This window comes from Pseudobdellovibrionaceae bacterium, from assembly GCA_020635075.1.
Taxonomy (GTDB): Bacteria; Bdellovibrionota; Bdellovibrionia; order Bdellovibrionales; family UBA1609; genus JADZEO01.
Genome location: JACKAM010000002.1, coordinates 480,604 through 502,819 on the forward strand (window position 1 = coordinate 480,604; position 22,216 = coordinate 502,819).

Genomic DNA, 22,216 nt, shown 5'->3' on the forward strand with positions numbered 1-22,216 from the left:
GGCCCTTTCCTTTACTCCGGTAAACATTAGACCTATATTGACAGCATGGAAATTGTCCTCAGCGCAAGGCAAATCACCAAAGTCTACCAAATGGGAGAAGTGCAGGTTCATGCCCTGCGTGGGGTGGACTTCGAATTGCACAAAGGCGAGTTCCTGGTCTTACTTGGGGCCTCGGGAAGCGGCAAGTCCACCTTACTCAATATTCTTGGCGGACTCGACAGCCCCAGTGCCGGCCAGGTGTTTCACGGCAAGCAGGATCTCTCTCAGGCAGACGACAATCAGCTCACTCAATTTCGTCGCAAAAATGTGGGCTTTGTTTTCCAGATGTATAATCTAATTCCCCGCCTCACGGCTCTAGAAAATGTGGCTCTCGTTACCGACGTCAGCGACAACCCCATGGACCCCATGGAGGCTCTGCGGTTGGTGGGCCTGGAGGATCGGGCTGAGCACTTCCCGGCCGAACTCTCCGGCGGCGAACAACAACGAGTGGCCATTGCCCGCGGCATCGCTAAGCAACCGGAGATTCTTCTCTGTGATGAACCCACTGGAGCTTTGGACTTTCGCACCGGGATAAAAGTTCTCGAAGCTATTGCTCACGTCAACCAGAAGCTGGGCACAACAACAGCCGTAATTACCCACAACGCCAGCATTGCCCAAATGGCCGATCGGGTGGTGAGGCTCTCAGATGGCAAGATTGTTGAGGTCATCGAAAACGAGACCAAACTCTCGGCTCAGGACATTCGATGGTAAAGTATTTAGACATCAAGCTGGTGCGTGACCTCCTTCACATGAAGGCACAGGTCGTCACCATCGCCTTGGTGGTGGCCTGCGGAGTTGCCGTCCTGGCTGGGATGTTAAGCACCTACGAGTCCCTCCTTCTCGCTCAATCCTCATTTTACAATTACAGTCGATTTGGTCATATTTTTGCCGAAATCAAAAGAGCCCCAAAATCTCTAGCATCTCGTATTCAAAATCTGCCCGGAGTCAGTCAGGTCGAGGAACGATTGGTATTTGATCTACTCCTGGACATGGAGGGACGTGACGAGCCTGCGGTGGGGAGGTTTCTCTCTCTTCCCCGAGGGCAACAGTCCTCTCTCAATCGTATTCAAGTCTTAAAGGGCCGCTGGCCTCTTCCTGAACAGGATAACGAAGTTTTGGTCGGCCAGGCCTTCTTTGATTTTAATAAGCTGGAACTCAACCAGGAGATTTCGGCCATGTTCAATGGCCGCTATAGAAAGCTTCGAGTCGTCGGCGTCGCCGTCTCTCCCGAATACGTTTACGCTTTGCCAGGCTCTAGTCCCTTACCGGATGATGCCCACTTTGGGGTTTTCTGGATTCGTAGAGATAGCCTTGCTGCCAGCTTTGATATGGAAGGTGCTTTCAACAGTCTCAGTCTCACAGTCCTCCCCGGCGCCAACGAAAAGGCTATCGTGAAGACCATTGATCGATGGTTTCTCCCCTATGGTGGCGTGGGTTCCTACACCCGCAAACAACAGATCTCTAACATGTTTCTCACTGAGGAAATCCGCGGCCTCAAGGTCCAGGCCACAATTATTCCCATCGTCTTTCTCTGCGTTGCCGCTTTTCTTCTCAATGTGGTCATCGGTCGAATTATCAATAGCCAGCGGGAGCAGATTGCCACTCTCAAAGCTCTCGGGTTTGCCGATAAACAAATCGCTGGGCATTACCTCAAACTTTCTCTGGTGATTATTGCTTTGGGCCTCATTTTCGGCATTGCCGGAGGCTACTGGCTGGCGGAGTCCATGACCCAGCTTTACACTCAGTTTTTCCGTTTTCCCGTCCTCGTGCAGACAATGCCAGCCTATATACCCCTGTTGTCCATTGCCCTGAGTGGGGGTTCAGCTCTCATTGGAGTCGCCCAGAGTCTCTATGGCATTTTTAAGATGCCCCCAGCGGAGGCCATGCGGCCGGCTCTCCCTGCGGAGTACCATTCCAGCTGGGTGGAACTCTCTGGTATTCCCAATAAGTTGTCCAATGAGGGCAGAATGATTCTTAGGGGACTCAGCCTGCGCCCCCTAAGATCTCTAGTGTCTGCCTTAGGGATTTCCTTTGCCCTCGTCATCATCATTCTTGGCATGTTTTGGTCCGACGCCATTGATTACCTGATGCACGTGCAGTTTTCCCTTATCCAAAAGGAAGATGCTTCGGTCTCATTCACCAAGCCTTTACCCATTAAGAGCCTATATGAGCTCCAAAACCTTCCCGGAGTGATTCATGCCGAGGGCCTTCGCGCCGTACCAGTTCGCATTTACCATGGCCCTAAGACTGAAACCACGGCCCTCTTTGGCGTAGGCCCAATCAGTCACCTCAAAGCCATCTTGGATACCGATCTCAAGCCTATCGATATCCCTAGAGATGGTCTGGTCATGAGTCAAACTCTGGCTCGCAAACTTAAAATTAAGGCTCAAGACAGAATCAGCATTGAGGTCTTGGAGGGCCGTCGCCCCAAAGGGGTGTTCCCTATCGCCGGCGTGGTGGATGATTTCCTCGGTCAATTCCTGTACACACGAAACGAATCCCTCCATCGCCTAATGAAAGAAGGACCAAAGATCAATTCGGTCCTACTGAAAACTGACAGCGAGCAAAGTCAGAGACTCTATACGGAACTCAAAAACTACCCATCCATTTCTTCAGTGACCTTTAAAACGGCGGCACTGAAGACATTCAATGAGACCACAGCAAAATTCATGTTGGTTTTTGCCACCATTCTCACTGTTTTTTCTGTCATTATTGCCTTTGGCATTGTCTACAATAGTGCACGCATTGCTTTAAGCGAAAGATCCTGGGAGTTTGCCAGCCTCAGAGTTTTGGGTTTTACCAGTGGGGAAGTCTTTCGTATGTTGATGGGTGAAATTCTCATTCTTTGCGTCGCAGCCCTTCCCTTAGGCTGGGTGCTGGGCTACTATTTGACCCGAGCGATCATTGATTACATGGCGCCAGACGAGCTGGCCATTCCAATGAAGATTGAGATGAGCACCTTCACTTGGAGCGGTCTGACTTTGGCCGTATCTGCTGTTGTTAGTGCCTGGGTGCTCTGGCTTAAAATTAGAAACCTGGATTTTAATGAGGCTCTCAAGACAAGGGGGTAACTATGGATCGAAAAAAGGGTGATCTAGTCAAAAAGAGAGTCACCACAATTGTTCTGACTGTTTCGATCATTGGTGTTGTGGTGTGGTCCTTGATTCCCCGCCCTCTTCCCGTCGACGTGGGTACAGTTGAAATTGGCGACTACGAACAGCGCGTAGTCGAAGATGGCCGGACCAGAGTCAAAGAGAAATATGTGGTGTCTTCTCCTGTTGACGGCGTTCTGCCCCGAGTTCATTGGGACCCAGGTGATTTTGTTAAAAAGGGAGATAAACTGGTCACAATCAAGTGGGACTATGATCGCGTGGTTCATGCTCCCGCCAGCGGAAGTATCTTGCGAATACTGACCAAGGACGAAGGCTTTATCTACAAGGGCAAGCCGATTTTGGAAATTGGCGATCCTAAATCTCTGGAAATTGTTGTTGATGTTCTAACCTCTAATGCCATTCTCCTGAGCCTTGGCAATCAGGTGGAGATCACCAACTGGGGTGGTGATCAACCCCTTGAAGGTAAGATCGTGCGCATTGAGCCTTCGGCATTTACCAAAGTGTCTGCTCTTGGTGTCGATGAGCAGCGGGTGAATGTGGTTATTGAAATCACTTCTCCCCGTGAGCAGTGGCTAAATCTGGGAGATCACTTTCAAGTCGAATGTCGCATTCTGGTGAAGCGTTTGGAAAATGTTCTCACTGTACCCACTGGGGCCTTGTTTCAAAAGGGTGGAAAGTGGGCCGTTTTTGTCTTCACCCAAGGCAAAGCAAACCTTAGGGAAATTGAAATCTCTGACCAAGGCCCCCTCAAATCTGTCATCGGCTCCGGCCTAAATGAGGGAGAGCGAGTCATTCTCTATCCAGGAGATCGAATTGACGACGGCGTCGCCGTAAAACCAACCCCTGGTTCCGCTAGCTAACTTGCAAACAAAGTCAATTCAGGCTAAGTCTTCCAGGCATGGAAGATCAGGACTCTAAGAAGAAAATCCCTCAGCCTCTCCAGGCCGGCCCCTGGTGGCGGAACCCCTTTAACGTATTTCTTGTCGTGTGGCTGGGTTTTCTCCTCATTCAGTACCTGTTTTTATCCCAGGGCGGGAAACAGGTTTCCTACAGTGAGTTTCTCGATTTAGTTGAAAATGGCAAAGTTAAAGAAGTCACCCTGAGCGAAGAAAAAATTTTTGCTTCCCTGCAGGAAGAGGGCGTGGACAAACAGCAGGCCGTTGTCACCTATCCTGTTAATGACAAGGACCTTACCCGTTTGCTACGCGATAAGGGTGTCAAATTTCAAGGAACGATGAAGAGTAAATGGCTTGAAACTGTGGTCGCCTGGCTGTTTCCCATCCTGTTGCTGGTTTTCTTTTTTCGCATGATGATGAACCGTATGGGCGGTGCCACCGGTGGCCTGATGAACTTCGGAAAATCCAAGGCCCGTGTTTTTATGGAGAAAGGAATCAAGACTTCTTTTGCCGATGTGGCTGGCGTGGATGAAGCAAAAGAGGAACTTGAAGAAATCGTTTCCTTCCTGAAAGAGCCCGACAAGTACTCCCGACTTGGTGGACGGTCGCCAAAGGGAATTCTTCTCGTCGGCCCTCCGGGCACGGGAAAAACCCTGTTGGCCCGAGCGGTGGCCGGTGAAGCCAGTGTGCCTTTTTTCTCTATTAATGGATCTGAGTTTGTTGAGCTTTTTGTCGGCATGGGAGCTGCCCGAGTCAGAGATTTGTTTGAACAAGCGCGCAAGACTTCTCCATGCATTATCTTTATCGACGAACTGGATGCTCTGGGGCGCTCACGATCAGCTGGCTATCCTGGTACGGGTGCCAACGATGAGAAAGAGCAAACTTTGAATCAACTATTGGCCGAACTTGATGGTTTTGATCCCCGGTCCGGTATTGTCATTCTCGCTGCCACCAATAGACCGGAGATTCTTGATCCTGCTCTTCTACGCGCTGGACGATTTGATCGCCAGGTTCTAATCGACAATCCGGACCAACATGGACGGGAGCAAATTCTGAACATCCATGTGAAAAAAATTATCCTGTCCACTGATGTGGATCTAAGAGCCATTGCCAGTCTTACTCCCGGGTTTTCGGGAGCAGATCTGGCCAATTTAGTAAATGAGGCGGCTCTCGTGGCGACTCGTCGCGGAGCCGAGAGTGTCACAACAAATGACTTTACCTCAGCCATCGAAAGAATTGTGGCCGGACTTGAACGCCGAAAGCGAATTATGAATCCCGACGAAAAGCGGCGGGTAGCCTTTCATGAAATGGGCCATGCGACTGTGGCCCTGGCCCTTCAGTGTCGAGATCGGGTACACAAGATAAGTATCATTCCTAGGGGGATAGGTGCCCTCGGCTATACCTTACAGCGGCCGACGGAAGACCGTTATCTGATGACCCGAGAGGAGCTGATGCGCAAGATTGCAGTTCTTCTGGGAGGACGCACATCAGAACGACTCATGTGCGAAGATGTTTCCACCGGAGCCAGCGATGATCTGGCCAAGGCTTCGGACATTGCCCGCGCTATGGTCAGTCAGTATGGAATGAGCGAAAAGCTGGGACTGGGCTCATTTGAAAGAGCTGACAGTACTTTTTTGCGGGGTCCGAATCCATTCCCCATGCCACGAGAATTTAGTGAAAAAACTGGAGAGCTGATTGACCAGGAGATAAAGGCCTTTCTTTCATTAGCCGAATCCCTGGCTGAAACGAGTATTCGCTTAAACGATACTTTTATCAATAAAGGCGTTGAAGTCTTGCTTCAGGAAGAAACCCTGGATGCCGACCGAATTGTTGAGTTGTGGGGCGAATACGGGCGAAATGTCTCAGGAAGTGCCGCTACTTCTTTGACTGAGCAAACGCAATGATGTGACCGTCGAAGTCTTGGACATAGGCAACTCGGTCACCCCAGTCGCGCATCTCAAACGGACTCAGCTCTTTGGCTCCTTCTTTGACTGCTCGTTCGAACATGATTGTCGGGTCTTCCACCACCAAGTAGAGCTCAGCACGAGGAACACCACTGCCAGTCTCTGGATCGACAATGACGTCACCCAAGAGCTTCTTAATTCCCTTGTTGGGCATAAGCCCCAGGACGGCGGGCCCACCAAGAAGAAACTCCGTCATCCCTGGCACATCAAGAACCGGCTTGGTCATCAAGACCCTGCTATAGAAGTCCCGGCTCCTTTCCTGATCTTCAACATAAAGAATGGTGTGCGCACGGTGAATTCTCATGACTTCAGTTCCTTTGCCTTAAGACGGGCGAAAAAATCTCGCCTAATAGGCTAACACCAAACAATAGGAATAGTCTTTAGGTGATTTGACCTGGTAGTCTGTTTTCATGGATCGCCTGGATGAGCGCCGCGCAATGGTGGAAAATCAACTGGTTGCCCGAGGAATCAAGGACGGAGAGGTCCTTGAAGTCATGCTCAAAATCCCCCGGGAAAATTTTGTCCCACCCGAATTACAACCCATGGCCTATAGAGATCGACCCCTCGCCATTGGCGAAGGCCAGACCATATCCCAACCCTATATTGTGGCCTACATGGCTGAAGCTCTGCATCTCTCTGGTCAGGAGCGAGTTTTGGAAATTGGCACGGGCTGCGGCTACAACACCGCCGTTTTGGCAAAACTGGCAGGAGAGGTATACACCGTGGAGATTCGCGCCTCCCTTTCAAATTTAGCCCGAGATAACCTGGCGTCACTTGGGATCGACAATGTTCACTTCAAGGTGGGAGACGGTTATCTCGGCTGGCCTGAAATGGCCCCCTTCGATCGAATTGTACTGACTGCAGCTCCCAGTAAAATTCCAAAAGCTCTATTTGAACAGGTGACCCCAGAGGGATGTCTGTTGGCCCCCGTCGGAGACTGGTCCCAAACTCTGCAGATTCACCGACGCCAAGGGAGTGAGTGGTTTGCGAGAGATCTTCTGCAAGTCCAATTTGTTCCCCTCGTACGAGACCCTGAAGAGGTATGAGTATGTTGAGAAAACAACTGTTTGTTTTGTTTCTAATGACTCCACTGGCAAGCATCAGCAGCCCATTTAATTCAGCCCAAGCCAAGAGTGCTGTTTCAAAGCCAGTTAAATCCGAAAAGGAGACCTTTTTAGTCAATGAAATCGTCCGGCTCAAAGATGTTCCCTGGGGATTGGCATTCCTCAATCCAGATGAAGCCATTGTGACCCTGCGGGACGGAGGGATTGTCCTTCTCAATTCCAAAACCAAATCCACAACATCGATTTCCGGAGGCCCAAAGGTCATTGCTAAAGGGCAAGGCGGATTGCTTGATGTCGCCCTACATCCCAAATTTGCAGCCAACCAGTGGGTCTACTTCACCTACTCGACGAAAAGCAAATCCGGATCGACGACCGAGCTGGCCCGGGCCAAGTTTATACATCCTAACAAATTGACCGATTTGACAGTGCTATTCACCGCGCTGACAGATTCGGATACGGATGTGCACTTTGGATCGCGTTTAGTATTTGATGACCACGGACTCCTCTACATGACTGTGGGGGATCGGGGCAAAAGAGAGAAGGCTCAGATGCTGAACTTCCATAATGGCAAAGTCTTGCGCCTGGATGAAAATGGCAAGCCAGCCGAGGGAAATCCGTTTGTCGATCGCAAAGATGCTCTTCCGGAAATTTGGACCTACGGTCATCGCAATCTGCAAGGAATTGCTATTCATCCCGAAACCAATGACATTTGGACTCAGGAACATGGTCCCCGCGGTGGAGATGAAATTAACAAGCTCAAGAAGGGCGCGAATTACGGTTGGCCCGTGATCACCTATGGAAAAGAGTATTGGGGACCCAGCATTGGCGAAGGAACTCACAAGCCTGGTATGGAACAGCCCGTTCACTACTGGGTTCCTTCCATTGCTCCATGCGGTCTCACTTTTTATTCGGGCCGGGTTTTTAAAAATTGGAAGAATCACCTTTTTTCGGGAGCCCTTAAGCTTCAGCACCTTAACCGACTGGATCTCAGTGAGTCCGGGAAGATTCACGAAGAGAGATTACTCAAAAATCTCAACGAGAGAATCCGCCATGTGGTGGAAGGACCAGCAGGCTACCTTTACCTCACCACTGACAGTGGTCGTGTTCTGAAACTCACCCCCGGTAAGTAATTTTGTGAAGTCATTGCTGTCCTTTAGGCCTGAATGGGAGTTGAGCCCCTGACCCGTCTCATCACGAGACACCCCTGATTTCGATGGTTTGACAATACCTCCCCACCCGGGTGAGATTAGTATGAAGGAGGTAGTCGTGGGACTAGCGCTTGAAGAGATCTTAAATAAGTCTGGGATCGCCATCTGTGTGACCGACATGGAGAAGAAGATTCTCTACCAAAACATGGAAAGTGCAACCGTCTGCGGAGCTCGGAATGAGGGCCGGTGTCCAACTGGGGTATTTGGCACCTGCAAGATTCCCGATGAAGACGTGAACGCTCACCTTGGTGTCCGACAATGCCCCGGTGACCGCGTTAACAATCGGCTCTATGACGTCTTTTTGGTGAATACAGGGAATCACTTGATCACTCTATCCATCCCGCTCAGTGAGATGATGGAAAATGAAATGACCAAGTACCGTCAATACAACCTCACCCATCGGGAGATGGAGATTGTTGGTTTGGTTCTTTTGAAGAAATCAAATCAGGATATTGGCCGGATTCTTCACATTTCAGAAAACACAGTGAAGACCCATTTAAAGAACCTGTATCGCAAATTGCCAGCTCAGGAGAGAAAGTACCTGCGAGAGCTTCGCCCTCGCGAGTAGTGAATCCAAAGACTCCCTAAAAGAGCAGACCTTCCGTTCCGCCAGCAAGAGAATAAACCTTGTCAAAACCGGCCTGGCGGATCTGCTCTACTAAATTGCGACTGCGAATTCCCTTGCGGCAAACAATCAGCAGGGGACCTTTGTTGCCCCCAAAAGCAACACACTGCTCGACACTGGCACCAGGCAAATGGGCCATCTGTTCCACCCACTCCCCGTCCTGCGACCTTTCATCGCCTCCACGAATATCGATTAAAACATAGTCTTTCACCAAATCGGCAAATACTCGACCGGCGACTTCAAAATCCTTAGTCTTGGCTTGGTAGTTTTCGACTTCAATACCGGTGATACTGGGCTTCTCCCCACACAAAGGGCACCGTGGGTTTTGCCTTCTTTCGATGGGCATCTGCTGTCCGCTAGTCAAATCCACCAACTGGGTCTGGTGGCGCAGAGGGGACTGCCAATCAATCAGTAACTTAATCGCCTCCATCGCCTGCAGAGTACCGAAATAACCAGGAATCACACCCAAAACACCGGCATCCACACAAGTTCCCACACAGCCTTCCTCTGGAATCACTGGCCATTCACAACGCAAGCAACCGGCCTCCACCCGAGGATCAAACACCTGAATTTGCCCCTCCATTTGGAAAATGCTCGCTTGAACGAGGGGCTTTTTGAGCAATCGGCATAAGTCATGAATCAAGAACTTGGCCTTAAAATTATCAGTACAATCAACCACCACATCATAGAGGGAGATCAATCGTTGGGCGTTTTCAAAATCAATGTGCTCACGGTGAGGAATCACCTCAATAAAGGGGTTCATGGCCTTGAGCTTTTCAGCCGCCACGTCCGCCTTGTAGTGCTCCACATCTTTCCAGCCGTAGAGAATCTGCCGATGGAGATTACTGGCATCCACTAAATCCCCATCGCTGATTCCTAAGGTGCCAATTCCCGCCGTCGCCAAATAAGGCAGGGCGGCCGATCCGAGTCCACCTGCACCAATGACCAACACACGGGCCTCTCTTAAAGCCTGTTGTCCCTCTTTGCCAAAACCTGGGAGGCTGACCTGGCGTGAATAATAGGCCTCCTCAGTAAACTTGAGACTTTCCTGATGGTGGTGGCCCGAGCAGGTTTCATCTCCATGGTGATGATGGTGGTCGTGTCCTTGAACCGCCTGGGCACATTGTTGGCAATTCACCCATTCAGCTTCACCACTGGAGTAGTGCTCCTTTTTCCAAATGGGCAACCTGGTCTTAATCTCATCAATGATAAAACGACAGGCTTGAAAGCCGGCTGAGCGGTGGGCCGAGCTGACACCAATCCAAACCGCAATATCACCGATCGCTAAATGTCCCACCCGGTGCGTGCAACGAACATCGTAGACGCCGAACTTCTTTTTGGCCTCACCCATGATACGATCGGCTTCGGCGAAACAGAGATCCGCAAAGGCCTCGTATTCAAGGGAATCCACTGACAATCCCTCATTGTGATTTCGCACCAAACCCTCAAAGACGACAATGGAACCAGCACGCGGCTCTTCCAATTCAGCCTTGAGAGCAACTGGATCAACGGCTTCAGTGGTGAGTCTAAACATAACATCAACCCCCAGCCACAGGCGGGATAAAGGTCAGGACATCGCCGTCTTTTAGTGGAGCTGTCATTTCAACATAGGTGGAGTTGGTCGCCACCCGCAGCTGATCGATTCGCAGAGGAAAACCAAATTCTGTTTTCAGTTCTTCATAAAGCTCTGCCGGAGTTTCCGCCAGCGTCTCACGCTTTTCCTCCGACAAGCCTCTTTGCTCCCTTAGGGCCGCAAAATAACGGACACAAACAGTTTTCTTGGCCATATCAAATCCCTCCCAGCTCTTGAGTGACTTGTTCAAACTCGTGTGGGTGGTTCACATTCCGTAACCACTCCGGACGACTGGCATGAACCAAATGAATATCTGAATTAATCAAAGCCTTACGCGGACAGGTGTAACCGAGAGACAAAAACCTCAACATGCGGCCTTTGCAGCGAGGCTCATAGAGAGCAAAAACCGGCTCTGGCCATCCATCTACAGGACTCGTGAAGGCCGTTGCCAGTTTGTAGGCCTGGCGACTTTGCACCAAGTCCCGAACACTGGCTTCATCCACGAAAGGTAGATCACAACCGACCACCAGCCAGGCTGCATTGGGATGAGCTTCCATGGCGGATAGAATTCCGCCCAAGGGTCCAAACCCCAAATAGCGATCAGTGATCTGAGGAAGGTGATCAAATTTGCCATCCTGCCACTGATCCTGACGAGCCGAAACAAAGACCCGTTCACAGCTTTCGGCTAAAGCATTAAAAGCCCTATCCACTTGAGTCTGCCCCTGGTACTGCAAAGATGCCTTGTCCTGACCCATGCGCGTGCTACGACCGCCAGCCAAAACCAAACCAAAAACGGGAGTTTCAGATGTCTTTGCGGCCATAAAACTCTCAACAAAGGCCTTAATGCCAAAAACATCATCACGGTGGTAGTAGGGCAATGGAGATTCCGGCCCCTCTACATCAGCGCCGACTAGGGCCACCACATTGGGAAACTCCCCATCCTGAAAGGCCTGCCAGGCCTTCCCGGCCTCATCCAAAATCAAAACTTTATTCACCAACTCCTTTTTGTAGCCCTCGACGAACACCCACTCACAGTTTTCAAACATCATGGGCGCCATGGCTCGATCCAAGTGGCCATCACTCACAAAAGCGTGGTGAGACGAGTCACTAATAAAAACCTGGCCAGCCCCTGATTCATGGGCCACGTATGTGTCTTTACCGGGCTGATCCATCTCAAAACGGTGAGCATCGTGTTTGACATAGCCGACCCGGCGCTCGTCACGAAACTCGTGCAACAATCGGGAAATCAAGGTCGTCTTGCCACTTCCGGAGTAGCCGCAAAAAGCAATTTCAAAGGGGTGAAACAAAGTCACTTTTGCCTCCTGTCTTCTCGACCAGGCGAGTTTCCAGAATTCTCATGTCTTTGGATGCAGCCTTCAACATGTCGTAGACGGTGAGTGCTGCGATCGTCGCTCCCGCCAGGGCTTCCATTTCAACGCCCGTCTTGTGATGAACCTTCACCCGGCAATCAATGACCACCTGTCCTTCATCATCAAGTTTGACTTCGATCTTGCAGGACTCAAGTGGAAGAGGGTGACAAAAGGGAATCATGGCTGAGGTGTTTTTGGCACCCATAGTGCCCGCAATCACCGCCGTTTGAAACACGGGTCCTTTTTTGCTCTGGATTTCTCCGTCACAAATCAGGGCTCTGACTTCTGCTGGCAACCACACTTTGCTCTGTGCCCATGCCGTGCGCAAGGTCGCTGTCTTTTCGGAAACATCGACCATGGTGGGTTGGTTCTTCTTGTCCAAATGGGTCAACATCGTCTTAGCCCCCAATCTGATTCATGTCCTGAGCCACCTCATCCAGGCGCTCGTATGGTTTAAAATGTATGACCCGATGGGCAGCAGCAGTGATTTCCTCGTCCGTCATATTCTTAAGATCAAATCCTTTGTCCAACATCAAACAGGCCCGCAACTTTCCGTCGGCCGACAGACGCAGACGGGAACAGGTGTGGCAAAAAGGCATAGACTCGCTGGCAATAAAGCCCACAGATCCGCCATTTGGAGTCTTGAAGTTAAATGAAGTCGAATCAGCCTCACGCTCGTCCACGACCAATTCACCGAAGGCTGACACCCGAGCCAAGATTTCCTTGGCCGAGACAAACATGTCCTTTTGATCACCACAGGCCTGGCCAATTCTCATCAGTTCGAGAAAGCGGACTTCAATACCCTCTTCATCTGCAAAGCGCACCATGTCCTCAATCTCATGGTCATTGATTCCCCTCATGACCACCGTGTTGACCTTAACCTCCATACCCTTTTGGTGAGCAGCGCGAATGGACTCCAGAGCCCTGTGCAAACCATCAACGCGGGTGATTTCCTTAAACTGATTTCTGTTCAGGCTATCTAGGCTGATATTGATATGGCGGCAATTGAGATCATAAAGAAAATCCAGATGTTGCTCCAACCAAAATCCATTGCTGGTGAGTCCCAGCTTCTTCAGTGGAAGATCCGCCAGTCCCACCATGATTTCCTTGAACTCTTTACGCAGAGTGGGCTCACCGCCCGTTAGCCGAATCTGTTCAATCCCTTGATCCACCATCAGCGAACAAATCCTCACCAGCTCTTGAGGAGCCAAATACTTTTTCGAGGACATGAACTGGGGTTTCATGGGCATGCAGTAAAAACAGCGAAAATTACAGGCATCCAACAAGGAGACCCGCAGTTTACGCATCTTGCGTCCATAGTTGTCTTTTAACTCAGCTGAATTTTGAACAGTCGCCACTGCCTTAATACCTCCACCGAAAAAGAGGGTAGGCCTCACCCTTGGCAAAGCTCTCCTTGTTATCCGGCAATTCAACAAATCCATCACTCAATGCCAATGAGGAGAAATCTCCAGACCCATTGCCTTTAACAGGCCTTGCCAAGATCTGCCCCTCATTGTTGAAACTCAATTTTATCGGCTGAAAAAGCGCCAAAGGTTTCTTGAACACCACCTCTTCCTGAAGAATCGCATACTCCTGTCCAACCTCAGGAAACCCCATGGCACGATCCAAAGCGGGCAAAACGTAACGATGCAGACAAATCAAGGAGGAAACCGGATTGCCTGGAAGAGCAAACACCGGCTTATTACCCTGAGACAGGCCAAACCAAAATGGCTTCCCTGGCTTTTGCCGGACCTTGTGAAAAACTTCTCTGACCTGAAGGTCGTTCAAGGCGGCCGGGATAAAATCAAATTTGCCCATGGATACCCCACCCGTCATGACCAAAACATCGTAGTCTTTCAGACAGCGTCCCAACTCCCGGGTCACCACCTCGGCTTCATCAGGCAAGTGATAAACATCAACGTCAGCATAGCCCCGTCCAAACAGAGAGGCTTGAATGGCAAACGAATTGGAGCGACGGATCTGATGGGGTTCGGGCTGACACTTGGGATCGACCAGTTCGTCTCCGGTACTAATCACGGCCACCCTTGGCCGCGACACCACTTCGACTGGATCACAGCCCACGGAGGCCGCTACAGCCCAAACAGGTCCGGTCAATGGCGTCCCTTTAGCAACAACCACTTCGTCCTGTTGATGATCACTGCCTTTTTGGTGAATGTGTTTACCCAGTTCCAGAGCCTCGGGGGCGGTCACTTTTGCCACACCCTTTTCAATCTTCACGTCCTCGTAGCGAATAACTGTGTCACAACCTGCGGGGAGCACCGCTCCCGTCATGACCTCAAGGGCCGACTTGGAATTCTGCAAAGTCTTCCGTGGTTCTCCGGCCCTTTGAATTCCCTCCAGTGAAAACTCAAGTTGTCCTGGCTCACACCCCGCCAGACAGACGGCAATTCCATCCATGGCCACCCGATCAAATGGAGGTAGTGGAGAATCAGCACACAAGTCCTGAGCTAAAACCTGAAAAGTAGGATTGTTGATGTCGGCCTTGATATTAGGCCGCAACTGGGTCGCTTTGAATATAAGCCCTTGGGCTTCATAAACCGAGATCATGGTGATTCCCTTCCAATTCCGGGAAGCATAAGGGTTTCCCCTTAGCCGTATCGCCTCTTCTCCTTAGATCAACTATCGACCCTTAGGCTGAAGAGGTCAGGAACCTCTATAAACTCCAATGAAATAGCAAAGGTCTAATTTCGTGGCCAGGGAAAAGCCAAAATCACCTAAGGACGTCTGGATCTTGAGTCAATTTGTCCCCCGAAAGACCCTCCATACCCGTCTTTTCTAGGCGTAAATTAGGGACAAAGCAAAGCAGATTTCCACTCACCCGACTGAACCCTGTAGCGTCGTCGCTTGTGGAGGCGAAAGGCGCAAGCTTGCCAAAACTCGATAGTCTCGGGACGCAAAACATAGCCGCCCCAATGAGGGGGCCTGGGAATTGGTTGATTGGCAAAACGCGCCTCAATCTCTCTAACCCGGTCCAAAAGAACTTCGCGGTTCGCCACTTCTTCGCTCTGCTCCGATGCCCAAGCACCGACTTGGCTCCCCCGGGGGCGTGATGCCCAATACGAGTCCGACATGGCATCAGGTACCTTTTCCACCCGCCCTTCAAACCGGACTTGTCTTTCCGGCAAGGCCCAATGAAAGACCAGAGAAGCAAATGGATTGCCGTCCATCTCGTGGGATTTCCGACTGTGATAATTGGTGTAAAACAAGACTCCGCCCTGCCAAATCCCCTTGTACAGCACCACCCGAGCAGAAGGATGGCCATCCCTGGTGGCTGTGGCCAACACCATGGCATCACCACCATGAATCATGAACGGGGGATAGAGCTGGCGAGCCAGCTTGCGAACGGGAAACAAAAGTTGATCGCGAATCGACTCGCCACGAATCCTTCCTGAGGCCTGATCATGCCAATAGGTGAAGAGTTCAATCGGGTCTGCTTCCACATCAATGGTTGGATTCATAGAGCAGAGGCCTAACATTTGGTTCCGTCCTTTTCAACCGTCCCCTTCATGGGGTAAACAATTCGTTGGCCATGAAGAAATCAGCCCATCGATCCCGATTGTTTTGACGCAGGTCCCACATTTTGTCAGGCTCAAGGCACTGGCAAACGATAAGGAGTGAGTGATGGATATCCCGAAACCCAAAACCATTTTCGAACCCTTCCGTATCAAAGTGGTTGAACCTCTCCCCATCACTACGGCCTCTGAACGGCGTGAGGCCCTTAAGAAAGCCTATTTCAATCTATTTACCTTGCCGGCAGAAAAGGTGACTTTTGATCTCCTCACCGACAGCGGAACAAGTGCCATGTCATCCACCCAATGGGCCGGGATGATGATTGGCGATGAGTCCTATGCTGGGGCTAAAAGCTATTATCGTTTCGCCGAAGCTGTCACTGACATCACCGGCCACAAGCACGTCATTCCCACTCACCAGGGAAGGTCGGCGGAGGCTCTTCTCACCCAAGCCTGTTTGAAACCCGGACAGATTGTTGTCGGCAATACTCACTTTGATACCACTCGCGCTAATATTGAAAGCCGGGGCGGGGTGGCTCTTGATTTGCCCAGCCCCGACACCAAGGAATCGAGCGTGGAGGCTCCCTTTAAGGGCAACATGGACATTCCGGCCCTACAAAATCTGATTGAGACCAAAAGATCGAACATTGCCTTTGTCATAATGACTGTGACTAATAATTCCGTTGGCGGCCAGCCTGTATCCATGGAAAACATCCGCCAGACCAGAGAGCTGCTGAAGCAACACAACATCCCCATGTTTATTGATGCCGCAAGATTTGCGGAAAACTCGTTTTTTATCAAAAGACGCGAACCCGGGTTTGAGAACAAATCGATCAAAGAGATCGCCCAGGAGATCTTCTCCTATGCGGACGGCGCCCTGATGAGTGCGAAAAAAGATGCCTTTGGCAACATTGGTGGTTTTCTCACTCTTAACGACGAAGGCCTGGCTCAGGAGATTCGCTCCTTGATGGTCATCACCGAAGGCTTTCCAACTTACGGGGGCCTTGCCGGACGAGACATGGAGGCCCTGGCTATTGGTCTTCAGGAGATTTTGGACGAGAACTATCTTTCCTATCGCATTCGCAGCACTCAGTACTTTGGCGAAGGCATTGAGTCCGCAGGGCTACACGTGGTGAAGCCCTTTGGCGGTCACGCCGTTTATATTGATGCCGGAAAGTCATTGCCTCACCTTAAACCTTTGGATTTTCCCGGTCAGTCCTTGAGCGTTGCTCTCTATGAGCACATTGGTATCCGCAGCGTTGAAATTGGCTCCGTCATGCTTGGTCGCAGAGATTGGGACACGGGGGAGGAACACCCAGCTCCGAAGGAACTGGTGCGCCTGGCGATTCCACGCCGAGTCTACACCCAGAGCCATGTGGATTATATGATTGAAGTCCTGGGACATGTGGCTCCGCGCTTGGGAGATTTGCCTGGGTACAAGATCGACTACCAACCCAAATTTCTCCGCCACTTTACCGCTCGGTTTTCACCATTGAACTAAAGTGAAATTCTGATCAGCCCGCCTGACGCCATTTAGCGAGAAATTCGCCTTTGGTTTTGCGGTAAATATTATTGAGGTGAGTTTTCAGCGTTGAAGCAGATATAAACAGCTTCTCGGCAATTTCCTTGTTGGTGAGGCCCTGCACCACCAACTCGGCCACTTCCATCTCACGTTTAGACAACTCAAATTTCTCTTTGAGGTAGGCAATTTCCTTTTTTTGAAAGTCCTTAAGCAAGTAGAAGACTATTGTCAGGTGTTGAAGGTCATCTATCAGCATCACGTCACAGGGCTCTCCATGAAGGCTCTGGTCCTTAAAGTAGGATGTCCCCTCCGAGGCTCTCTCGGCTCCAGGGTTGCCTTCATAGCCATCAATACAGACGCCCGCACACGTCTCACCGACCCGGTGGCCACACACCTCCACACAGGTCTCATTTTGAGACACGATGGTGCCGTCCTGTGATTTCATGCAGATACCGATCTTGGGATTGCCCTTGAGAGCGTCATCGGTTGTCAAAATTCAACCCCCTGGTTCGATCTAGATACTCATCGGTCGTCCCGATAAAAGTCTTGAAAGTCGATGCCAGGCAAAACCTGGCGCCCATCCGATATCGCCCTATCACGACAGCCATTCGGCTCTGCCTGATTGGGGGGCAGGGCGGGGTGAAAAAGCCAGTTGGGTCCTCTCCTAGGAGGCCCAAATAAAAACGGGAACCATGCGGCTCCCGTTTTTTTATCTTCAACCCAAAAATTGGGCTCAAAATCTACTATTATTTCTTTAGACCGCTGAAGTAAGTCGCCAACTCTTCAATATCAGCCGGCGTCAGCATGGCCGCCATGGGCTTCATTTCTGCGTTGTCGCGCTTTCCCTCTTTGTAAGCATTCAAAGCACTGACCAAATACTCTTTGTGTTGTCCGGCCAGATTTGGGTACTTACCTTGTGTTCCGACTCCGTTTTTACCGTGGCAAGCTGCACAAACAGCCAACTTGGCAGGTTCCTTTGCCATAGCCAAAGGACTCAATACGAACAACAAAGCGACTAGAATTGATTTCCGCATAATTCACTCCCTAACAACAATAGGAATAGGTTGATTTGAACCACGGATATTAGCCCAATTCTCGCACCGAATCAAAGACCATAAGCAATTCGCCCTCCCTCTCTGACCCATTGAGCCAAATCACCTCCTCTCCTCCCCGCCCTTTACTCTCCGGGCCTTCAGGGCTAGAAGGCCCCCATGAGAACTATTAGACAGACGTGGAATTTTGACAGCCCTATCTGGGCCCTGGGGTTTCGCCCCTTTTTCCTGCTTGGCGGGGCCAGCGCCGTCCTCCTGATGGCCCTGTGGGTTGGCTTTCAAACCGGCTACCTCCAGGCGACCCCTTATTTTCCGGCGGCCGTCTGGCATCCTCACGAAATGGTCTACGGCTTCTGCATGGGAATCATTGCTGGCTTCATTCTGACCGCGACCCAAAACTGGGCGGGAATCCCTGGAGTCAGCAAGGGTCGGCTGTTTTTACTTGTCATGCTTTGGCTGGCTGGTCGTTTGGGCCTCCACATCTGGTCTTCTCCAAACCCTGTGTATGCAACTGTCGACTTGGCCTTTATCCCCTGCCTCGGCTGGTTTTTGTGGCCCTACCTGAGCAAGCCCGATCAAAAGCGCAATCGCATCTTCTATTTCTTCTTTGCCCTTTTGTTTTTCGGCAACCTACTCATTCATTTGGACGTTTTGGGGTGGACCAGTCAGACCCTTCCCACAGGAATCCGCCTTGGCCTGAACGGCGTACTTTTGATCATCATTCTCATTGGCGGCCGGGTGCTGCCCTTTTTCACCGGCAAGGCCCTGCCCAATGCAAAGGTAAAGACCTCTCCTGTGCTGGAAAAAATTGTCGTTCCCGCCACCTGTCTCTTTGCACTTGCCGACGGCATCTTTGTTGGCCAAAGCTGGTTGTGGCCATTCGCACTCGTGATGTTTGCCCTTCATGGACTTAGATGGTGGTGGTGGGGCCCTCTGCAAACAAAGCCTAAGCCCATTTTGTGGATCTTGTTCGTTGGCTATTTGTTTATCGTGTTGGGCTTTTTACTTCAGGCTCTCGCTCACCTATCCTGGATCATGCCAACCTTAGCCGTACATACGACAACTGTGGGCGGATTTGGAATTTTAATCTTAGGAATGATCTCCCGAGTTTCCCTGGGCCACACCGGCCGTCCCATTCACGCCAGTCCAGGAATTGTTTTGGCCTATGTACTGTTGATCCTGGCCACACTCCTCCGGGTGGCATGGCCCTTGATTAATTCTGCACACTATCCCTTGGCCGTGACGTCTTCGGGAATTCTATGGATCCTGAGCTTCCTCATTTTTGTTAGCTACTACCTGCCGATTCTGTGGCAGCCCCGGATTGATGGTCGACCCGGCTGAGGCGCTTTTTTTCATAGTTGGTGAGGATAGGAACAAGAGCGACGCTCATCAAAATGAGCAAGGCTCCACCCATTCCCATTAGGCTTAGCTCCTCGCTGAAAAACAAGTATCCAAACAGGGCGCCAAACACCGATTCAGTCAAAAAAATCAGACTCACAATGTGAGCGGGAATCTGTTGCTGAACATACACTTGGACGGTAAAGGCCCCAATACTTGAAAACAAACTTAAAAACAGAAAGCCCGCCAATGCACCCGGAGGCAACAGACTTTCCCACTGCCACAGCCCACTCAAATCAGGAACTCCAGATAGTATCAGTGCCAAAGGAACCCCCATCACACCAACATAAAGACACTGCTGAAGGTTGAAGAAAACGGGATGTTCATCCTGAGCCAAACGATCAATTGCGATGATATGCAAGGCAAACAGCAAGGCACTGGCGAGAATGAATCCATCTCCCTGATTAAACCCTGACCAGCTCAAATCGCAAAGCAGGGCCACGCCAACAATTGATACAGCCAGTAGACCCCAATATCCCAGACGAAAGCGCTGGCGAAAAATAAACGCGATGAGCAAGGGCGTAAATATCGCATAAAAGGTGGTAAAAAATCCGCTTTTCGCCAAGGTCGTGTATCGGATACCTACCGTCTGCAGCTGAAGCCCGCCAAGAAGAAGAAGGGAGCAAACCCCAGAAGCCAGCGTGGGCCTCAGCTCATTTTTCCACAACAAAACCGGCAGAGAAAACAATCCAGCGAATACAAAGCGCAAGGAATTAGACCAGATGGGATCGTAGTTATTTAGAGTCCAGCGGGTCGCCACAAAACCAAATCCCCATATCATTGTGGCAATTATCAACAATACAATGCGCATTTCACCTAATCCTTAGGTACCCGATAGTAGTCCCTGATAAAGCGGATGCTCCAAACGACCGTTATAGTCAAAAAAATTCCAAGACACCATAAAAATGCGTCCGGCAAACGTGGTGGTGAAAGTTTGTTGGCCTCACTCACCAGGTGACCGACCACCATGAAAAACAAAAATACGACGATTCCCAACCAAGCCATACGGTCTCGAATATCTTGAAGAGTTGCCTTCACCCGCACAGGGGCCAACCAATAGTCTTTGCGCGGGAGATTAACAAGAGAAGGTGGCACCTTGGTGATCACATGAGGCAGGAGACCAAAACTAAAAGCCATTATTCCGTAGACCACCAACATCATCCACATGTGCACATCACGAGGAGCATAACCATCTGCATAGCCCTCCCAGTTGAAGTGAGTGGCCATTTTTTCAGGAAGCAGGTGGATCTGCCAAACGTGTTGAGCAAAAGCGATGACGACAACGATCCAAAACAGGATTTCATTTTTTCTCATACAACGAGATTAATGCAGGATCTCCATTTTGGCCAGGATCAGCTCGATTTGGCATAAGGCTTTGCCTTTTGTCCGAGGGTGGGTGATTCTGAATCCTAGGAGCAACTTCTCATGCGACACATCATTCTGGTAATTCTTCCGCTTGTCCTCTTCTTTGGCTGCGCCAATAAACCTGAATACAAAATTCCCGAACCAGGGCTCCATGAGTCTCTCAGTGGCCACATGCTCCATCAGGCCAAGTACGCCGAACTTTGCAAACAAGGACATCATTTTACGTGTGAAATCAGCAAGCCGGACTGGAGGCAAACTCCCAGCCTCTCCATTCTTCAAGGGCTGACTTGGCTCACCGGCGCCCACGTGAATGTAGTCGGCATCAAAACAGACAAAAGATCCTATTGGGTGGCTACCCAAACCAAAGATGCCGTCTCCCTAACCCCCATCAAGTTTAAAACAACAAAGATCGCAAGTTCCGATTGGGTGATTGAGTCGCTAGAAGTCCCCCTCGAAGGAGACGTTCACGACCTCATAGTCGTTGGCACGGATGGGATTTTGGATCTTCGTCGTATTGAGGGGCGTCGGCTGAATGGTAAGAGATTCCGCTTTGCCTTTACATCCTGCATGGATGATTCATTCAATAGGGACCAAGATTCTGTTTGGAGATCCCTGGCTCAGGATGATCCCGATTATTTGTTTCTTCTTGGTGACAACGTTTACGCCACCAAAGCTCTCAGCCCAACAGAAAAAGCCCTTGACCCCACTCGCTTGGCCCTCCAATACCTTGCCACCCGAAGGCGGCTTGAACTTTATCGCCTGCCAAAACTTATTCCGACCTTGGCGATTTGGGATGATCACGACTACGGCATGAAGGATGGGGACAAGCACTATCCTTACCGGCGGGCTTCGCGTGAGGTCTTTCATCAATTTTTTGCTCAGCCCGACCACCCTCCCTATTTCCAGAGGGGACCGGAAAACACAGGACTCTTTACCGCCTTTAAGACCCAGATGTTTCTCCTCGACGATCGATCTCAAAGACAAAAAAATGGGACTGACCCGGGAGAGTATGCCCACTGGGGAAAGGCCCAGGAAGACTGGCTACTCACAAACCTCACCAAATTTCCCGGAATCTCCTGGCTCCTCAACGGCGACCAAATTTTTGGCGGCTATCATGAATTCGAGTCGTTTGAGGGCAATCACCCCGCGAGTTTTCAGAAGTTTCTCGCCAAGTGGAAAGACTCTAAAAAAGGCCTGATCTTTGTTTCGGGTGACCGCCATCTCACTGAGCTAATGGAAATCAAAGATCCAGATTCTCTTTATCGCACTTACGAAATCACTGCCAGCCCGGCCCACGCCAAGACCTATCCTTCAAGATGGACAGAAAAGCCGAATCCTCGGCAGATTGCGGGAGCAGATCTCACTCTCAACTATGTTCTTGTCGATGGTCAGGTCACGGACACCGATCAGAAGTTGCGAATCACGGCCAAAGACAAGGACGGTGGCAGCCTTTATTCAAAAACGGCTCATGTGGATTGGCCGAAAGCAGACTAATTA

The 22,216-nt window shown here is 50.6% G+C and carries 22 protein-coding genes and 1 riboswitch; of the genes, 10 read left to right on the plus strand and 12 right to left on the minus strand.

The window, feature by feature from the left end:
* Window positions 1–45: 45 nt before the first annotated feature.
* The 4 genes from H6624_11915 to H6624_11930 are packed head-to-tail and all read left to right on the plus strand — an operon-like array spanning window position 46 to window position 5,952.
* The gene (locus H6624_11915; GenBank protein ID MCB9085047.1) at window positions 46–750 is read left to right on the plus strand and encodes an ABC transporter ATP-binding protein; all 705 of its coding nucleotides are present in this window, start codon (window positions 46–48) and stop codon (window positions 748–750) included.
* On the plus strand, window positions 744–3,110 hold the full coding sequence (locus H6624_11920) for an FtsX-like permease family protein (GenBank protein ID MCB9085048.1): 2,367 nt from the start codon (window positions 744–746) through the stop codon (window positions 3,108–3,110). The genes H6624_11915 and H6624_11920 overlap by 7 nt, the downstream gene beginning before the upstream one ends.
* 2 nt (window positions 3,111–3,112) lie before the next feature.
* Window positions 3,113–4,012 (plus strand): efflux RND transporter periplasmic adaptor subunit, encoded by a 900-nt coding sequence (locus H6624_11925; protein ID MCB9085049.1) that lies wholly within the window; start codon window positions 3,113–3,115, stop codon window positions 4,010–4,012.
* 38 nt (window positions 4,013–4,050) lie between these two features.
* Window positions 4,051–5,952 (plus strand): ATP-dependent metallopeptidase FtsH/Yme1/Tma family protein, encoded by a 1,902-nt coding sequence (locus H6624_11930; GenBank protein MCB9085050.1) that lies wholly within the window; start codon window positions 4,051–4,053, stop codon window positions 5,950–5,952.
* Here the strand turns inward: H6624_11930 and H6624_11935 are convergent.
* Window positions 5,924–6,316 (minus strand): VOC family protein, encoded by a 393-nt coding sequence (locus tag H6624_11935; protein ID MCB9085051.1) that lies wholly within the window; start codon window positions 6,314–6,316, stop codon window positions 5,924–5,926. The two genes, H6624_11930 and H6624_11935, sit on opposite strands and share 29 nt — an antisense overlap.
* Before the next feature lie 133 nt (window positions 6,317–6,449).
* Here H6624_11935 and H6624_11940 point away from each other — a divergent pair, with 133 nt between their 5' ends.
* From H6624_11940 to H6624_11950, 3 genes are all read left to right on the plus strand, one after another.
* Window positions 6,450–7,058: a protein-L-isoaspartate(D-aspartate) O-methyltransferase gene (locus H6624_11940; GenBank protein ID MCB9085052.1), complete on the plus strand. Its 609-nt coding sequence runs from the start codon at window positions 6,450–6,452 to the stop codon at window positions 7,056–7,058.
* 2 nt (window positions 7,059–7,060) lie between these two features.
* Complete coding sequence (locus H6624_11945; protein ID MCB9085053.1) at window positions 7,061–8,206, plus strand: PQQ-dependent sugar dehydrogenase; 1,146 nt, start codon at window positions 7,061–7,063, stop codon at window positions 8,204–8,206.
* A 121-nt stretch (window positions 8,207–8,327) separates the two neighbouring features.
* Window positions 8,328–8,852, plus strand: coding sequence for a helix-turn-helix transcriptional regulator (locus H6624_11950; GenBank protein ID MCB9085054.1), 525 nt, complete (start codon window positions 8,328–8,330; stop codon window positions 8,850–8,852).
* Window positions 8,853–8,868: 16 nt separating this feature from the next.
* Here H6624_11950 and H6624_11955 read toward each other — a convergent pair whose 3' ends face one another.
* From H6624_11955 to pdxH, 7 genes are all read right to left on the minus strand, one after another.
* On the minus strand, window positions 8,869–10,443 hold the full coding sequence (locus H6624_11955) for a ThiF family adenylyltransferase (GenBank protein ID MCB9085055.1): 1,575 nt from the start codon (window positions 10,441–10,443) through the stop codon (window positions 8,869–8,871).
* Window positions 10,444–10,447: 4 nt separating this feature from the next.
* Complete coding sequence (locus H6624_11960; GenBank protein MCB9085056.1) at window positions 10,448–10,696, minus strand: MoaD/ThiS family protein; 249 nt, start codon at window positions 10,694–10,696, stop codon at window positions 10,448–10,450.
* Window position 10,697: 1 nt separating this feature from the next.
* Window positions 10,698–11,795, minus strand: coding sequence for a bifunctional molybdenum cofactor guanylyltransferase MobA/molybdopterin-guanine dinucleotide biosynthesis adaptor protein MobB (mobAB, locus tag H6624_11965; GenBank protein ID MCB9085057.1), 1,098 nt, complete (start codon window positions 11,793–11,795; stop codon window positions 10,698–10,700).
* Window positions 11,773–12,246, minus strand: coding sequence for a cyclic pyranopterin monophosphate synthase MoaC (gene moaC / locus H6624_11970; protein MCB9085058.1), 474 nt, complete (start codon window positions 12,244–12,246; stop codon window positions 11,773–11,775). Before moaC ends, mobAB begins: the two co-directional genes overlap by 23 nt.
* 4 nt (window positions 12,247–12,250) lie before the next feature.
* Window positions 12,251–13,210: a GTP 3',8-cyclase MoaA gene (gene moaA / locus H6624_11975; protein ID MCB9085059.1), complete on the minus strand. Its 960-nt coding sequence runs from the start codon at window positions 13,208–13,210 to the stop codon at window positions 12,251–12,253.
* A 4-nt stretch (window positions 13,211–13,214) separates the two neighbouring features.
* The gene (locus tag H6624_11980) at window positions 13,215–14,420 is read right to left on the minus strand and encodes a molybdopterin molybdotransferase MoeA (GenBank protein MCB9085060.1); all 1,206 of its coding nucleotides are present in this window, start codon (window positions 14,418–14,420) and stop codon (window positions 13,215–13,217) included.
* Window positions 14,411–14,534, minus strand: a riboswitch (molybdenum cofactor riboswitch). Its footprint overlaps the gene before it by 10 nt.
* A 125-nt stretch (window positions 14,535–14,659) precedes the next feature.
* Window positions 14,660–15,349 (minus strand): pyridoxamine 5'-phosphate oxidase, encoded by a 690-nt coding sequence (gene pdxH, locus H6624_11985; protein MCB9085061.1) that lies wholly within the window; start codon window positions 15,347–15,349, stop codon window positions 14,660–14,662.
* 145 nt (window positions 15,350–15,494) lie between these two features.
* Here pdxH and H6624_11990 point away from each other — a divergent pair, with 145 nt between their 5' ends.
* Window positions 15,495–16,883 carry a tryptophanase gene (locus H6624_11990; protein ID MCB9085062.1) on the plus strand — a complete coding sequence of 463 codons (1,389 nt, stop codon included), beginning with the start codon at window positions 15,495–15,497 and terminating at the stop codon, window positions 16,881–16,883.
* 13 nt (window positions 16,884–16,896) lie between these two features.
* Here H6624_11990 and H6624_11995 read toward each other — a convergent pair whose 3' ends face one another.
* Window positions 16,897–17,349 carry a helix-turn-helix transcriptional regulator gene (locus tag H6624_11995; GenBank protein ID MCB9085063.1) on the minus strand — a complete coding sequence of 151 codons (453 nt, stop codon included), beginning with the start codon at window positions 17,347–17,349 and terminating at the stop codon, window positions 16,897–16,899.
* A gap of 301 nt (window positions 17,350–17,650) precedes the next feature.
* Complete coding sequence (locus H6624_12000; GenBank protein ID MCB9085064.1) at window positions 17,651–17,938, minus strand: cytochrome c; 288 nt, start codon at window positions 17,936–17,938, stop codon at window positions 17,651–17,653.
* Between the two features lie 177 nt (window positions 17,939–18,115).
* On the opposite strand from H6624_12000, the gene H6624_12005 reads away from it, so the two are divergent.
* Window positions 18,116–19,297, plus strand: a complete 1,182-nt coding sequence (locus H6624_12005) for an NnrS family protein (protein MCB9085065.1) — start codon at window positions 18,116–18,118, stop codon at window positions 19,295–19,297.
* On the opposite strand, the gene H6624_12010 is transcribed toward H6624_12005, so the two are convergent.
* Window positions 19,242–20,165, minus strand: coding sequence for a DMT family transporter (locus H6624_12010; protein MCB9085066.1), 924 nt, complete (start codon window positions 20,163–20,165; stop codon window positions 19,242–19,244). The genes H6624_12005 and H6624_12010 overlap by 56 nt on opposite strands.
* A gap of 5 nt (window positions 20,166–20,170) precedes the next feature.
* A complete protein-coding gene (locus tag H6624_12015) occupies window positions 20,171–20,668 on the minus strand; it encodes a DUF1648 domain-containing protein (protein ID MCB9085067.1) in 498 nt (165 codons plus the stop codon).
* A gap of 111 nt (window positions 20,669–20,779) precedes the next feature.
* Between H6624_12015 and H6624_12020 the strand changes: the two genes are divergently transcribed.
* Window positions 20,780–22,213, plus strand: coding sequence for an alkaline phosphatase family protein (locus H6624_12020; GenBank protein ID MCB9085068.1), 1,434 nt, complete (start codon window positions 20,780–20,782; stop codon window positions 22,211–22,213).
* The last annotated feature ends 3 nt before the right edge of the window (window positions 22,214–22,216 follow it).

Excerpts from the sequence above, each read along its gene's own strand:
- H6624_12005 (MCB9085065.1), top strand. The coding sequence starts at position 18,116 with ATGAGAACTATTAGACAGACGTGGAATTTTGACAGCCCTATCTGGGCC.
- H6624_12020 (MCB9085068.1), top strand. The coding sequence starts at position 20,780 with ATGCGACACATCATTCTGGTAATTCTTCCGCTTGTCCTCTTCTTTGGC.
- H6624_11940 (MCB9085052.1), top strand. The coding sequence starts at position 6,450 with ATGGTGGAAAATCAACTGGTTGCCCGAGGAATCAAGGACGGAGAGGTC.
- H6624_11950 (MCB9085054.1), top strand. The coding sequence starts at position 8,328 with ATGAAGGAGGTAGTCGTGGGACTAGCGCTTGAAGAGATCTTAAATAAG.
- H6624_12000 (MCB9085064.1), bottom strand. The coding sequence starts at position 17,938 with ATGCGGAAATCAATTCTAGTCGCTTTGTTGTTCGTATTGAGTCCTTTG.
- H6624_11930 (MCB9085050.1), top strand. The coding sequence starts at position 4,051 with ATGGAAGATCAGGACTCTAAGAAGAAAATCCCTCAGCCTCTCCAGGCC.
- H6624_11935 (MCB9085051.1), bottom strand. The coding sequence starts at position 6,316 with ATGAGAATTCACCGTGCGCACACCATTCTTTATGTTGAAGATCAGGAA.
- H6624_11925 (MCB9085049.1), top strand. The coding sequence starts at position 3,113 with ATGGATCGAAAAAAGGGTGATCTAGTCAAAAAGAGAGTCACCACAATT.
- H6624_11945 (MCB9085053.1), top strand. The coding sequence starts at position 7,061 with ATGTTGAGAAAACAACTGTTTGTTTTGTTTCTAATGACTCCACTGGCA.
- H6624_11980 (MCB9085060.1), bottom strand. The coding sequence starts at position 14,420 with ATGATCTCGGTTTATGAAGCCCAAGGGCTTATATTCAAAGCGACCCAG.
- moaC (MCB9085058.1), bottom strand. The coding sequence starts at position 12,246 with ATGTTGACCCATTTGGACAAGAAGAACCAACCCACCATGGTCGATGTT.
- H6624_11920 (MCB9085048.1), top strand. The coding sequence starts at position 744 with ATGGTAAAGTATTTAGACATCAAGCTGGTGCGTGACCTCCTTCACATG.
- H6624_11955 (MCB9085055.1), bottom strand. The coding sequence starts at position 10,443 with ATGTTTAGACTCACCACTGAAGCCGTTGATCCAGTTGCTCTCAAGGCT.
- H6624_12010 (MCB9085066.1), bottom strand. The coding sequence starts at position 20,165 with ATGCGCATTGTATTGTTGATAATTGCCACAATGATATGGGGATTTGGT.
- H6624_11960 (MCB9085056.1), bottom strand. The coding sequence starts at position 10,696 with ATGGCCAAGAAAACTGTTTGTGTCCGTTATTTTGCGGCCCTAAGGGAG.
- H6624_11995 (MCB9085063.1), bottom strand. The coding sequence starts at position 17,349 with ATGAAATCACAGGACGGCACCATCGTGTCTCAAAATGAGACCTGTGTG.
- H6624_12015 (MCB9085067.1), bottom strand. The coding sequence starts at position 20,668 with ATGAGAAAAAATGAAATCCTGTTTTGGATCGTTGTCGTCATCGCTTTT.
- H6624_11915 (MCB9085047.1), top strand. The coding sequence starts at position 46 with ATGGAAATTGTCCTCAGCGCAAGGCAAATCACCAAAGTCTACCAAATG.
- H6624_11990 (MCB9085062.1), top strand. The coding sequence starts at position 15,495 with ATGGATATCCCGAAACCCAAAACCATTTTCGAACCCTTCCGTATCAAA.
- pdxH (MCB9085061.1), bottom strand. The coding sequence starts at position 15,349 with ATGTTAGGCCTCTGCTCTATGAATCCAACCATTGATGTGGAAGCAGAC.